General features: G+C 55.4%; 15 protein-coding genes and 1 pseudogene. 7 read left to right on the forward strand and 9 right to left on the reverse strand.

Going from position 1 to position 13,371, the window contains the following annotated elements; genetic code table 11:
* Positions 1–423 (forward strand): annotated as a pseudogene (locus tag VMC84_RS01760) (nicotinate-nucleotide--dimethylbenzimidazole phosphoribosyltransferase); the annotation flags it as partial.
* 2 nt (positions 424–425) lie between these two features.
* Here VMC84_RS01760 and VMC84_RS01765 read toward each other — a convergent pair.
* The 8 genes from VMC84_RS01765 to VMC84_RS01800 form a co-directional block, all read right to left on the reverse strand.
* Entirely contained in the window at positions 426–1,406 is a 981-nt protein-coding gene (locus VMC84_RS01765) for a radical SAM protein (RefSeq protein ID WP_325377535.1), read from the reverse strand.
* The gene (gene mmp11 / locus VMC84_RS01770; protein ID WP_325377537.1) at positions 1,406–2,299 is read right to left on the reverse strand and encodes a methanogenesis marker protein 11; all 894 of its coding nucleotides are present in this window, start codon (positions 2,297–2,299) and stop codon (positions 1,406–1,408) included. Before mmp11 ends, VMC84_RS01765 begins: the two co-directional genes overlap by 1 nt.
* Positions 2,286–2,906, reverse strand: coding sequence for an NTP transferase domain-containing protein (locus VMC84_RS01775; RefSeq protein WP_325377539.1), 621 nt, complete (start codon positions 2,904–2,906; stop codon positions 2,286–2,288). Before VMC84_RS01775 ends, mmp11 begins: the two co-directional genes overlap by 14 nt.
* Entirely contained in the window at positions 2,891–3,694 is an 804-nt protein-coding gene (gene cobS / locus VMC84_RS01780; RefSeq protein ID WP_325377541.1) for an adenosylcobinamide-GDP ribazoletransferase, read from the reverse strand. The genes VMC84_RS01775 and cobS overlap by 16 nt, the downstream gene beginning before the upstream one ends.
* 8 nt (positions 3,695–3,702) lie before the next feature.
* Positions 3,703–4,626, reverse strand: coding sequence for a cobalamin biosynthesis protein (locus tag VMC84_RS01785; protein WP_325377543.1), 924 nt, complete (start codon positions 4,624–4,626; stop codon positions 3,703–3,705).
* Positions 4,616–5,713 carry a threonine-phosphate decarboxylase CobD gene (gene cobD / locus VMC84_RS01790; protein WP_325377545.1) on the reverse strand — a complete coding sequence of 366 codons (1,098 nt, stop codon included), beginning with the start codon at positions 5,711–5,713 and terminating at the stop codon, positions 4,616–4,618. Before cobD ends, VMC84_RS01785 begins: the two co-directional genes overlap by 11 nt.
* A gap of 144 nt (positions 5,714–5,857) precedes the next feature.
* The gene (locus VMC84_RS01795) at positions 5,858–6,028 is read right to left on the reverse strand and encodes a CxxC-x17-CxxC domain-containing protein (protein ID WP_325377547.1); all 171 of its coding nucleotides are present in this window, start codon (positions 6,026–6,028) and stop codon (positions 5,858–5,860) included.
* A gap of 66 nt (positions 6,029–6,094) precedes the next feature.
* On the reverse strand, positions 6,095–6,469 hold the full coding sequence (locus VMC84_RS01800; RefSeq protein ID WP_325377549.1) for a hypothetical protein: 375 nt from the start codon (positions 6,467–6,469) through the stop codon (positions 6,095–6,097).
* A 105-nt stretch (positions 6,470–6,574) separates the two neighbouring features.
* Between VMC84_RS01800 and VMC84_RS01805 the strand changes: the two genes are divergently transcribed.
* Positions 6,575–6,958 (forward strand): hypothetical protein, encoded by a 384-nt coding sequence (locus VMC84_RS01805; protein WP_325377551.1) that lies wholly within the window; start codon positions 6,575–6,577, stop codon positions 6,956–6,958.
* On the opposite strand, the gene VMC84_RS01810 is transcribed toward VMC84_RS01805, so the two are convergent.
* Positions 6,948–7,520 carry a GNAT family protein gene (locus tag VMC84_RS01810; protein ID WP_325377553.1) on the reverse strand — a complete coding sequence of 191 codons (573 nt, stop codon included), beginning with the start codon at positions 7,518–7,520 and terminating at the stop codon, positions 6,948–6,950. The genes VMC84_RS01805 and VMC84_RS01810 overlap by 11 nt on opposite strands.
* A 157-nt stretch (positions 7,521–7,677) precedes the next feature.
* On the opposite strand from VMC84_RS01810, the gene VMC84_RS01815 reads away from it, so the two are divergent.
* From VMC84_RS01815 to VMC84_RS01835, 5 genes are all read left to right on the forward strand, one after another.
* Complete coding sequence (locus VMC84_RS01815) at positions 7,678–8,466, forward strand: YhfC family glutamic-type intramembrane protease (RefSeq protein ID WP_325377555.1); 789 nt, start codon at positions 7,678–7,680, stop codon at positions 8,464–8,466.
* Entirely contained in the window at positions 8,414–9,004 is a 591-nt protein-coding gene (locus tag VMC84_RS01820; protein ID WP_325377557.1) for a DUF99 family protein, read from the forward strand. The genes VMC84_RS01815 and VMC84_RS01820 overlap by 53 nt, the downstream gene beginning before the upstream one ends.
* Positions 9,005–9,276: 272 nt before the next feature.
* Positions 9,277–10,503, forward strand: a complete 1,227-nt coding sequence (locus VMC84_RS01825; RefSeq protein ID WP_325377559.1) for a 2,3-bisphosphoglycerate-independent phosphoglycerate mutase — start codon at positions 9,277–9,279, stop codon at positions 10,501–10,503.
* A 162-nt stretch (positions 10,504–10,665) separates the two neighbouring features.
* A complete protein-coding gene (locus VMC84_RS01830; RefSeq protein WP_325377561.1) occupies positions 10,666–11,559 on the forward strand; it encodes a radical SAM protein in 894 nt (297 codons plus the stop codon).
* A gap of 330 nt (positions 11,560–11,889) precedes the next feature.
* A complete protein-coding gene (locus tag VMC84_RS01835) occupies positions 11,890–12,939 on the forward strand; it encodes a beta-ribofuranosylaminobenzene 5'-phosphate synthase (protein ID WP_325377563.1) in 1,050 nt (349 codons plus the stop codon).
* The last annotated feature ends 432 nt before the right edge of the window (positions 12,940–13,371 follow it).

Below are 13,371 nucleotides of genomic sequence, written 5' to 3' on the forward strand. Positions count from 1 at the left end.
GCCATCGAGGCCGTCGGCGACCCGATGATGGCCGCTACCATAGGCCTGGTCGAGGGTGCACAGGGCATACCCATTATATTGGCGGGTGGCACGCAGATGGCGGTCGTTTCCATATTGATATCAAAGATGATGGACATCAGCAAGGCCGACCTCGCCCTGAGCACGACGCGCTGGGTGGTCGAGGACAGTACCTCGAGCCTGTTCGGCATCCTCAAGAACGCCGGCGTGAACATCCCGGTCATAGTATCAAACCTGTCCTTCGCCCGGTCGAAATATACCGGACTGCTGGCCTATGAGAAGGGCATGGTCAAGGAAGGCGTCGGGGCGGGCGGTATCGCCGCGGCCACGATCCTCAAGGGCGTGCCGAAGGAGAAGATCGAGGATACCGTAGAGTTCATTTACTCAAAAATGGTTGGAAATTAATTTTAAACGTCCCGGTGCGGCGTGACGTCGCACCCGGTGCACATGAGGCAGCCGGTAAGCGCCTTATCGGCCCTCAGCCCATTTTTATCGAGTATTTTGCGCTCGGCCTCGGCCAGCTTTAGCAGCCTTTCATCGCTCACGTCCTCGATGTAGACTTCGCCGGCACGCAGCGGGTGGGGATTGACTTTTCTCAGCACGGGGATTATGCCTTTAGCGGCGAACTCCTCGATGGCGGCGATGACCGCCCCGTCGGTCTCTCCAAGGCCGATCAGGATGTTGGTGAACACGTGGTTGCGCCCGAAGACCGTAACGGCGTGCTCCAGGGCTTTCTTGATTTCGTCGAGCGATAAGCCGGGGCATACTTTCTCGAAGATGCCCGGGTCGATGGTCTCGACGTTGTACTTGACCTCAACGGTTCCAGCGTCCTTCAGGATCTCGGAGGAATCGTCCGTCGCATAAACCGAAACGCCGATAGGGACATTGTACTTCCTCAGCTCTTTTACCATTTCGGCGACGCGCCGTACTTCCTCTTCGGGCGACTTCCATACGCCGGACGTGATCGAAATTGCCTTGAACGACGGCGCTTTAAGCCCCTTGTCAGCGAGCTTCTTAACCTCGTCGAGCGTTTTAATTTGGCCATGCAATTTCGGAACGGGGCAGAACTTACAATCAAAAACGCAGCGCTCGCTCACGGTAACATAGACCTGCTCGGGGCAGTGGGCGATGGCATCCTCGATCCGGCCGGTTGCGAACTCCCGTCCATTCTTAAAAATGACTATCTCATCGCCCTTCGATATAGCCTTAAAAGGGGAAGACTTCCGGACGCCAAGCCTCACACGGTGCGACCCAGAATGAAAGAAGAATGAGTCCAGGCCTGCTCCCGGCCCGGCAGTGGAGCGGCTCAAGTGAGAGCGTATCGGCTCGTCGATCTCCACGCCGCCTGCAGAGATCAGCTCAGCTTTCTTCCGGGCATCCAGAAGCATTACAGGATCACCGATTCCATCGGGTTAGCGAAATAGGGCAGCGACGCCAGGGCCCCGATGACGCCCCGGCCATTTATCACTATCTCCGCCTCAGACTCGACAGCCGCCTTCTCGGCCGTTTCCCTGGAGATCTGCTTCTGCTTGACAAGCCTGCCGTACTCCCGGAGCGCTTCCGCGTCGAACTTTGCCAGCGCGACCATCCCGGTTTCGTCGGACAGCGTATACTTCCTCAGCAGCGACTCGAAATCCCGGATGAGCCGGCCTTCGTCCAGGCAGGCGAACTCGACGACCGTCGAGACGCAGTTCTGCGTCTTAAAGGGCACAGGGTATAGCTGGACGAGCGCATGCGAGATATAATAGGCGTTCTTACCGCTCAGCTCGGTCGCGATATTGTGAATAAGCGACCAGGTAGCGCCCTCCTCCTTCGTGTCCGTATCGTCGACGCCGATCAGGACGCGCTTTCTCTTTGGCAGGACAATGGTGCCCTTGCTACTCCGGCTCCCGCCGATCTCCGTATGATCATAATCGATAACGTCCTCGGCGAGGGCCCGGCTGATGGTCGCACCGACGCCGCCCCCGCCCAGGCCTGCATAAGTAATAGAGATCGTATCGTCGCCAACTTCGACCGCCTCGATCCCCGCGGCCGCTATGGACGGCGTAAGGTTAAGCTCCTCTTTACCCACACGGGTAAGATACCGCATCGTATTCCCGACGTTCCGGACACTCACGATGAGCGGGCTCGTGCGCTGATAGTGGTACCGGGCCCAGCAGGCGCCGCCGAAGCAGTTGGTCTGCTCCACGATCTCAACGTAGCCTTCGCCATCGTGGATAGCTACGATGTTCTTGTAGGGCACGACCCACTTCTTACCGGCATACTCGTCATTTTTTTTCATGCTCGCTCTTTCCCTGCCTATTCGCCAATAATGGCCCGCACGACATTAAATCCTTTCGGTAATTCACGTTTGCGGCCAGCGCCGCGTCATTTATGACCATTATATACTCATGCTGGGCCCGGTCTATGTAGGCGCCATGAACCACGTTGATGCCAGCCGGTATGGTCGGCCTTTCCGTATCATTCAAGATTATATCCGGGGGCCAGGGCGCCAGGCCCGCGTCCACGCGGACTGATAGCGCCTCTCTGCCACATTTTTCATAAGCGTCGACTACCCGGTCGATCACGTCCGAAGTGACCAGCGGCAGGTCCGCCGAGATGATAAGCACCGGCTTATAAAATCTAAGGGCTTTAATTGCGTAGACCATATCCTCGACATAGCCCGAGCCGGGTGTCATCACCAGCGTTAATTCACTGTCGTTTTTCAAATATTCCGCTGTCCGGAACACGTCCGGCGATACGGCCACATATATCTTATTAATCCACTGGCTGCCCGATAAAGCGTCTAAAACATAGGAGATCATCGGCCTCCCTAACAGAGGCATCAGGGGCTTCTCGCCGCCGCCCATTCGGGTGCCTTTGCCGCCCGCCATTACCAGAGCTTCCATATCAGTATCCCCAGCACCACCAGCGCCGCAATTCTGCCTATCTCGTTGGCCGCCCCCATGACATCGCCGTTGACGCCGCCGAAGTTCCGCTCCGCCAGGTCGGCGATGAAAAAGCCCAGGGCCACCGATACGGATAATGCCAGGAAACCGGCCAATGCATAAAGAGGCCTGAACCACGGCGCCGCAGAGAAGCCGGCGACGATAACACAGATCAATAAGGCGATGGCGAGCCCGAGCATATAGTGCTCCTTTTTCGTCTTATCCATGAGGGATTTGCCCATGCCGGACGGGAGGCTTTTTCCGAAAGTGGCGGCGGAGGTCATGCAAACCTTCGCGCAGACCTCGGCGATGATGAGGCCGGCGAAAAGATAAAATCCCCCCATGCCGGCAAACATCGATACGGCCGCATATAAGAATAATAAGTCCATGCCGATGAACAATATGCCTCCGGCGCCCGCGTGGGCGTCCTTCATGGCGGCCAGCTTCTTCTCCTTTGTGCCCGAGGCGATGAAGCCGTCGCCGAAGTCCGAGAGGCCGTCCAGGTGATTGATGCCCGTGAGGAGGTAAATTATCGCGATGACGAGCACGGGTATGAGCGGCGCGGGAATGAGCCACTGGAAAATGACGCCGATGACACCCAGTATGACGCCGATGAAAGTGCCCACGAGAACGAAAAAGTAAATGTGTCTAAAGAAGACATCAAAGCCCTTCTCGTCCCAGCCCATGGGGAGGGTGGTTAGAAAGCCTATGCCAGACCTCAACCCTTTGAAGAATTGCTGCGTATCCATCGTCCACCTCAGAGCAGCGGCAGCGGCGTAAAGCAAATTATGGCGACTATAATGATCACCAGCGTCGCCGCCAGAAGCCTGTTAAGCCAAATGGCTTCCGGTATATCATCGACGCCACAGGGCTTTAAGCCTTCGCCGAGCACATAATAGCCTGATTTTTCGAGCCTCAGCCCCAGGGCGCCGGCGAACGCAGCCATCGGGTAGCCCGAGTTAATGCTGGGAGCGTTCCCGCCGTCCCTCATGGCTATTTTTACGCTTCGTATGGGATGGCCTGACATCAGGGCCATGAGCAGCACAGCGAGCCGGGCGGGGATGAAGTTCGCTATATCGTCGATGCGCGCCGAAGCCCAGCCGACTTCCCTGTGCTTCTCGTCCTTGTACCCGACCATGGAGTCGAGCGTGTTGATGGCCCGGTAAGCCATGGCGCCGGGCAGGCCGAAAATGACGAAATAGAATACAGGAGAAAAAATGCCGTCGACGAAGCTTTCGCCCAGAGACTCGATGACGCAGGAGGCCATCCGGCCCTCGTCGAGTTTACTCACGTCCCGCCCCACGAGCGCCGGGAGCTTTGCTCTTGCCGCGTCGAGCTTACCCGCCTTCAGGTCGAGGTGAATATCGCCGGATATCTGCCATAAGAATGAAAGGCTGAAGGTCGATTTGAGCAAATATGCCGTGACCAGGAGCGCTACGAGCGGCGATACCTGGTACAGTAACAAGGGAATAATATAGCCGGCGATGGCGGCCAGGCAAATGCAAAAAAGCGCCATCAGGACGCCATAAGTCCGCTTGAGGCTCTTCGGCGCATGCCTGTCCAGAAAGCCGATGAGCGTGCCGATCCAGACCGTGGGGTGGAACAAGGGCCGGGGCTCGCCAAAAATAAGGTCAAAGGCGACGGCGAGCAGGAACGCTTCCATAATGAATTTAATGATCATGAGCAACCCTGCGCAGTGCAGCGACTAGCCGTTCGTTCTCCTCCCGGGCCCTGACGGCGAGCCGGATGTACGTATCGCCCAACATCGAGAACGAGCTGCAGTCCCGGACGACGACGCCCTCGCCGAGCATCCTGCCGGCGAACTCGCCGGACATCATGCCGGTGCCGGCCACGTCGATGAGAAAATAGTTCGCGCTGGCCGGAAGCGGCTTAATGCCTTTAATGGAACCGATGGCTTTTGCAAGCCATTCCCTTTCACGCTTCACGAAGGCACGGGACACTTCCAGGTGCGAGTCGGCGTTATCCATATAATATATGCCTGTCTCGGCGGCGATACTGTCCAGGTTCCAGGTCAGGCGGGCGTTATTGAGCACTTCGGCAGACGCTTTATCGGAAATGCCAAAGCCCAGTCTCAGGCCGGGGATTGCAAAGCACTTGGTCAGGGATCGCATGACCAGCAGATTATCGTACTCCTCGACGAGCCGTGCCACGCTCTGCGCCGGGTCGGCGAGGTCGACGAACGCCTCGTCCACGACGGCGATGACATCCTTTTCCCGACAATGGCTGACGATAACTTCGACGTCTTTACGCTGTATAAGCCGGCCGTCGGGGTTATTCGGATTACAGATGAAAACGATGCGGCAGCCATCCAGGTGCCAGTAATTCTTGTTGACTATATCGCTAAAGCGGATGTACCGGATGGCGGCGCCGAAGAGCCGGCACTGCTGCTCGTACTCGCCGAAGGTGGGGCAGGGAATGGCGGCAATGTCGCCCTTATCGATAGCGCATTCGGCGATGAGCCGGATGATCTCGGTCGAGCCGTTGCCCGGTATGATATTTTCCGGCCTGACCCCCGTGAAACGGGCGGCGCTCTCCCGAAAACGGCTATAGTAATTATCGGGATAGGAATAGACCGAACGAAAAGCGCTCCGAAGCGCATCCCCGGCCTCCAGGGGCATGTACGGGTTCAGGTTCACGCTGAAATCGAGCAGCGCCTCCTCTTTAACGCCCAGGCGGCCGGCTATCTCAAAGGCCTTACCACCATGCGCGCAGGGCGCAATATCCGTCAGCTCTTTTCGCAACCTCACATCAGCCACCAGTGGATAAGTCAATTTTACTTTAATAATATTAAATATTGTGGACTAACTGCTTGCAACATCCAAAATAAAAAAAGGCAAAGACGGATCTTCGCAATAAAATGAACTTTTATGAGCTATGAAATGAAAAGCTGGTCACTGGGGCCTTGGCTTCCTGTGCTTCGGTAAGCAGTCCCTGCAATAGACTGGCCGCCCCTCCGCGGGTACGAACGGTACTTCACATTCTTTACCACAGTCTGAACAAGTTGCCTTGTGCATTTCTCTGGGGCCGAAGTTTCTCCGGCCGATACTTCCACTGTCTCTCATTTTAATTACACTCGCAGATCACGTCTGCAAAAATATTTTTAGGCAAACTCATGTATAAATATTTTTTTACAGCCCCACTATGCCAGCTTTCCCCACGACATGCAGGTGTATTTTCTCATCGGCCGCCGGCAGCTTTTTAAACGCCTTAAACGCCCGTTCCTTTAGAGCCGCGTCGTCCGACACCAGCACCAGCCTGAACCGGTTATAGCCGCGGGCGTCCCTCTCGTCTCTACCTGCATTGACGAGTTCTGGCAATGTCTTCTCCAGGTCGCCGGGCTCGGCGATATAGACCAGCAGGCGGTTACCTACGTTGATCTTATTCCTCAACGTGTAGCCGGCCACGCTCGCGCCGTGCTCGTTCTCGATGTGCCGGAAGACTTCCTCGTCGCAGTCGCAGCCCAGTGTATTTCTAACGAAAGTCCTGACATTCTCATCGCTCATCATTATAAAAAACGCTCCACAATTTGAAATACGTTGCCTTTTAACCAGCGCCCATGACACTAACCCTTATTAATATCGTCTACTATACTATCGATGGGTGAGGAATTGAAAATCCCATATTTAAAAGCATTAGCATTTGGGTTTTTACTCTGGCTGGTCCCGTTCGCCATTAGCATAGCCCTCTCTCAGATAAGGAGCACAGACCGTATATTTTTCGAGACGATCATGCCGGTGGCCATTACACTTGTGGTCGTTGCCCTGTCTTATTTATATTTCAGGAGTATGAAAAATGGCTTCCTGAAAGAAGGGGTCGTCATAGGCATTCTGTGGTTCGTCATCAGTATCATACTGGACCTGCTGATGTTCACGTGGGGCCCGATGGCCATGAGCTTCACTGATTATATGAAGGATATCGGTCTGACGTACCTGATCTATCCCATAGTCACCATAGGCATTGGGTACTTGCTTGAAAAAAGGCTCACTTCGTAAAGTTTTTACTGATGTCCTGCCACTCGCTTGCCAGCATACCGTAGGCCACGACGTCGATGTAACGGTCGTTGATCCACTCGTACTGCTTTAAAATTCCTTCGGGCTTGAACCCCAGGCGCTCGGGTATTGCCCGGCTCTTGAGATTTTCAACGCCGCAGTAGATCTCCACCTTGTTCATGAGCAGCTTACGAAAGGCTACGTCGGTCATGGCCATGCAGGCCCGCGTCGCCAGGCCCCTGCCGCGGTATGGCACGGCCAGCCAGTATCCGATCATCGCCCGACGATTATTGATATCCATGTGCACGTAGGCGATACAGCCGATGAGGCGGCCGTCCAGCCAGAGGCCCGCATGCAGGCCGGTGCAGCTCTTCTGCTGCTCGAGAGCGGCACGGATGAAATCGACGCTGTCTTCAACGCCCTTCGTCCTGTCGACCCAGGGGGCCCAGTCCCGAAGTTCCTTTCGGTTAGCGTCGATGAGCGCATATAGCACTGGCGCGTCCTTAAGCTCGAGGAGACGGATGTGGAGGCCTCCTCCGGCGTCGATGTGAAAACTGCCGCTCATGGTCTCTACATTAAAAAGGGCTTTTCATATAAATATTATGAGAACGTTTTCATCATGCCTTTGTGGTGAGAGACCAAAGGGCTGCACCAGCATCTAAAATATGGATAAGAACCGTATATAGATTAATGCCTCACTTCATAATGCCCGGAGGGAACACATGCTTACCGCTTTAAATCTCTTACCCGGCCTCCTGATGATGGCCGTAGCAGTCATCGCCGCCGGCTACTGGTACTGGAAAAAGAAATCGAAAGTCATCTACTTTGCCGCGGGAGCACTCTTCTGGGTCGTCGCAATAGCCATTAAGGTCATCATGGACCTGACGATATCGCAGCCGCTCTATGCCTGGCTCGGCGCTGCGCTTCCCGTCGATGCCGCCGTTCTCGCCACGGGATTATACCTTGGCCTCCGGACGGGCATTCTTGAGAATGGCGTGATATACCTGGGAACGCTGTATTCGAAGCTGAAGAACATGAGCTTCGACGACGCGGTGGCCGTGGGCATCGGCTTCGGCGGCATCGAGGCGCTGATACTGGGAGCATTAAGCCTGCTCACCGTCATCACCATCCTCTCCCAGCCCACCCTGTATCTATTAATGCCGTACTCCAGCCAGCAGCAGTTCGAGCCGTTATTCATGTTCCTGCCCGTCATCGAGCGGATATTCACGCTTTTCTGCCACGTCTTCGCGACCGTGCTGACCATCTATGCAGTCAAGCTGGCCGACCTCAAGTGGCTTGGTATCGCATTCGTCTTTAAGACATTGCTCGACGGCTTACTGCTCCCGTTCGAGCATTACCTGAGTTACCTCGGGACTTACCAATTCTTCCCAATCGAGGCTTTCGTCGTTATCATGGGCTGCATCGCCCTGGCAGGCGTGTACTGGTTCGGCAAGAAATATGGGGGTGCTACGGCTGCACCTGAAGCCGGAAATCCGAATCCTGGGCATTGATGACTCGCCCCTGCTTTCCAGGGATATCCTCGTGGTCGGGGCCGTCATGCGGGGCGGCGACTGGCTTGAGGGCGTTGTCCGCACCAGTATTATAAAGGATGGCATGGATGCGACCGGGCGCCTGACTGAGATGGTCACGAGGAGCAAGCACTATGGCCAGATCCGCGTCGTCATGCTCAACGGCATCACCATGGGCGGGTTCAACGTGGTCGACATGGAGGCGCTCTCAAAGGTGACAGGGACGCCTGTAATCAGTATCATGCGCAGGCTGCCAGACATGGAAAGCATCAAAAGCGCCCTGAACAATCTTAGCGAACCCGACTACAGGTATGGCCTGATATTAAAAGCCGGTAAGGCCGTCGAAGTGCCAACGGAAAGAGGGGAGCCTGTCTACGTGCAATATAAGGGCATCGACGAGGCGAGCGCCGTCGAGATCGTCCGCTCCAGCTCCACGCACAGCCGCATACCGGAGCCCATTCGCGTGGCACATTTAATCGCTACCGGCATTGTACTGGGGGAATCCAGCCGCCGGGTCTAACCACAGTGGTCACTGAGGTATGTTATTCACCACAGTGGTTCACAGTGGCCACAGAGGTTTCTTTTATATGCTGAAGGGGACTCGCTTCGCTCGCCCCTCGCAGACCCCGCCCTGTTAATAGGCTCTGCGTGCCTCTGTGACCTATTTTAAAAAGATCACTGTGGCCTCCGTGAACCTCAGTGGTGAATAACAATCCTCTCTGCACACTGTGGTGAATAGGGTGGCTCATAATTTTTATCTGTTGCGTGCATCTGTATATTTGTTGATAATTTATGTCAGACGTAGCGAACAAGATCATTCTCATAGTGCTAGACGGCGCCTCGGACCGTCCTGTCGGCGGCAAGACGCCACTCGCCGAGGCCGGCATGCGAAACCTCGACCGGCTGGCTAACGGCGGCATCAACGGCATCATGGACACGGTCGGGCCGGGCATCCGGCCGGGCTCCGATACATCTCATCTCGCGATCCTGGGCTATGACCCTTACAAATACTACACTGGCCGCGGGCCTTTTGAGGCTGCGGGGGTGGGCATCGACGTGAAGGGCGGGGACATCGCATTCCGCGTTAATTTTGCGACGGTCGAGAATGGCCTTGTGACCGACCGAAGGGCGGGCCGGATATCTGATACGGACCAGCTCGCCGGCGCTATTAATGAGCAGGTCAAAGTGCCTGGCGTGGACATCATCTTCAAGCGGTCCACCGGCCATCGCGCGGCACTTGTCTTACGCGGAAAAGGCCTTTCCTCGGCTATAACCGACACCGACCCGAAAAAAGAGGGCAATCCCATCAAGGAATGCCACGCCACGGACGACACGCCCGAGGCAAAGCATACGGCTGAAGTAGTTAACAGCATTTCAAGCCAGGTCTTGAATATACTGGACGGCATGCCCGCAAATCAGGAAAGGAAAAAGCAGGGCCTCCCGCCCGGCAATGCCATACTCATCCGGGGCGCCGGTGTCGTTCCCCATATTCCGCCATTTCAGGAGCGCTATGGGCTGAAGGGCGCGGTCGTGGCGGCGGCCGGGCTCATCATCGGCATCGGCAAGATGTGCGGCTTAGAGTATTTACCAACCGGCAGCATGGAGGTCGAATCATCCGGCTCGTCGGCGAAGGCCAAGATGAATAAAGCGCTGGAAGCGCTCGAGACCTACGACTTCGTGCTGGTGAACATCAAGGGTGCCGACGAGGCCGGACACGACGGGAATTTCCAGAAAAAGACACAGTTCTTATCGCAGACGGACGCGGCCTTCGAGAGGCTCGGCCAGCTCAAGGACGTGCTTATCATCGTTACCGCCGACCACAGCACGCCCGTTTCCATAAAAGACCATTCCGCCGACCCGGTCCCCATCCTCATGCACGGGCCGGGCGTGCGCATGGACGATGTAGCCCATTATAATGAGCTGATCGCTTACAAAGGCGGGCTGCACCGGATAATAGGCCTGGACGTGATGCCCATTGCGCTGGATTTGATAAACAAAACTAAGAAATATGGGGCGTAAAACGCCCCTTTCTTAATAAGGAAGCGTTTAGACCATAGATATTATGACCTTTTCAGCAAGCACGTAAAGTATATAACCATACAAAATCACCTCTTTAAATAAAGTTTTCGTGTGTGCAATAAACGTGCAACGCAGCCCTGAATATATAACTGGAGACCACCTATGGATGAGCTAAAAGTGTTCGACGGCGGAAAGTCAAAATTCTCACACATGACCTCCGCTCACCCGTGCTTCAACGAGAAGGCCCACTTCTCGACGGCCAGGATCCACCTGCCCGTAGCGCCCAAGTGCAACATTCAATGTAATTTCTGTAACCGCAAGATCGACAAGTGCGAGCACCGCCCCGGCGTATCAGGGGGCATTATGAAGCCCCAGCAGGCGGCGGACCGCGTCGACGAAGCGCTCAAGGAGTTCAACAACCTCAAGGTCGTCGGCGTCGCCGGCCCGGGCGAGTCCCTCGCCAACGAGGAGACCATCGAGTCGCTCAGGCTGGTGCACGAGAGGCACCCGGACCTCATTAAGTGTATCGCCTCCAACGGCCTCATGCTCCCAGAAAAGGTCGACGAGCTGATCAAGGCCGGCGTTTCCAGCGTAACTGTGACCATCAACGCGTACGACCCCGAGGTGGGCGCAAAAATATACCAGTGGGTCCGGTACCATAACCAGACCTACCGTGGCGTCGAGGGCGCGAGGATTCTGCGGGACAACCAGTTCAAGGGCGTCGAAATGGCCGCGAAGGCGGGTCTCATGGTCAAGGTGAACACCGTGCTCGTGCCCGGAGTTAACAGCGACCAGATCGAGAAGATAGCGAAAGAGGCGGCCGCCCGGGGAGCCGTGTTAATGAACATCATCCCGATGATCCCTCTCTACAAGTTCAAGGATATGACGCCGCCCGAGTGCAAGGACCTCGAAGAGGCGCGCGCTATCGCCGAAAAATACCTGCCCCAGTTCAGGCTGTGCAAGCAGTGCAGGGCGGACGCCTGCGGCGTCCCGGGCCAGGAAAAGTCGGTCTCGCCGGCACAGCGTGCCGCCAGCGGCGAGTACTACCATGCATGAGCAGGCCCCTGGAGGGCCTTCATAATTTTTTAACGTATAACCATATGATTTCCGCTGTGATCGCGCCCGGAAAAATTAATATACATAAGCATACTATGAATCTTGTTTATACGGACAGTAATTGTATAAACGTGATTGAATCGAATAAATTGGTTATGCTCTCATGACCGATCGGATAGGCTCCTTCGCTAAAAGGATAGGCTCCTGCGGTTCGTTTTTCTACTGGGGAGACAGAAGCAAGGGCTCCATGCCCATGCCTATTTGGACCAAACCTATAAGTAAGATACGGAACGTACTAAATATTTACCAAGGACTGATTGGCCAATGCATATGAGGATCACGACGCCATCTCGCCTTCACTTCGGGTTGATCGACTTTAATGGTAACCTGGGCCGCATCGACGGCGGCTCCGGAGTCGCCATCAGCAACCCGCGAAACGTATTAACGATCAAGCCAGGTAACAAATTCCTGGTCAATTGCCCGAATGATACCAGCACTGCGCCGGAGGGCATCGAGAAGATCGCCCGCGGCATCTGCGATAAGCTGGGCAAGCCTCTTCCAGACATTGAAATTACCATCGAGGAGGAGATCCCCGCCCACGCCGGCTTCGGCTCCAAGACGCAGATGAGCCTGGCGCTCGCTTATGCTATTTGTAAGGAATATGACCTGCCCTATAATGGCATCGAAGGCCTTGCCCGCCTGGTGGGCCGCGGCGGCACATCGGGCATCGGCGTCCGCGCCTTCGACAAGGGCGGCTTCATCCTGGACTGCGGCCACAGCTTTGGCGAAGGCAAGGAAAAGAGCTCGTGCCTGCCCTCCTCGGCTTCTAAGGCGAGGCCCGCACCCCAGGTAATGAGGTGCGACATCCCGGAAGACTGGCGCTTTGTCCTGGTCATGCCCGTCGGCGACGAGGGCTCCCATGGCAAGTCGGAGGTCGACATCTTCCAGTCCTCTTTCCCCATCAATGAGGCGGAGATAGGCCGCGTATGCCGCATTGTCCTCATGCAGCTTGTGCCGGGCATCCTGGAGAAAGACATCGTGACCTTCGGCGGCGCCATCAGTAAGATCCAGGAGATCGGCTTCAAGAATATCGAGGTGAAGATGAAATCGCCTCTCGTGCCGAACATGCTGAGCATCATGAACCACGCCGGCTCCTACGGCAGCGGCATGAGCTCCTTCGGGCCGACGGTCTACGGCCTGACGAACAGCAATAAGAAGGCGCTGGAGATCCAGAATGCCGTGTCCGACTATTTATCTGACCTGGACATCAAGCACCAGTGCTGGATCGCCGAGCCGAATAACCAGGGCATGTGGGCAAAGAAGCTCACCGCTGAGCGGCATATCATATCGCCCATACCGGTGCCCGAAGAATTGATTTAAGCCCTTTATTTTTTAAGTCCCGAAGCCTGCCAAGCCCGCGAAGACTCTATTAAAGAAATTAATTATGACTGCTGTGTTGAATTACTCCCGTATTTTAAGCTTTTTAAGAGACGGAGGGCACTATTTTCACCACAAAGGCACGATGGCACGGAGGCTCACAAAGTCTTTTTTTAGATTAAGGTACAAAGGACACAAAGCCGGTTCATTGGCGATAAGGGCACGAAGGATACAAGGGCACAGTGGAATGAACAAGAGCACTTTTTGCCCCTGTGCCTTCATATCCTGTATCTTAGAAGTTCAAAAAGCATTCTCTGTGTCCTTTGTCTCTTAATTATAAAGAAGACTTTGTGGGCCTCCGTGCTCTTCGTGCCTTTGTGGTGAAAAATAGTGCCTCCGTACACTCCGAGACTTAAAAGGGCATATCCAGCACAG

This window comes from Methanocella sp. (genome assembly GCF_035506375.1).
Classification (GTDB): Archaea; Halobacteriota; Methanocellia; order Methanocellales; family Methanocellaceae; genus Methanocella.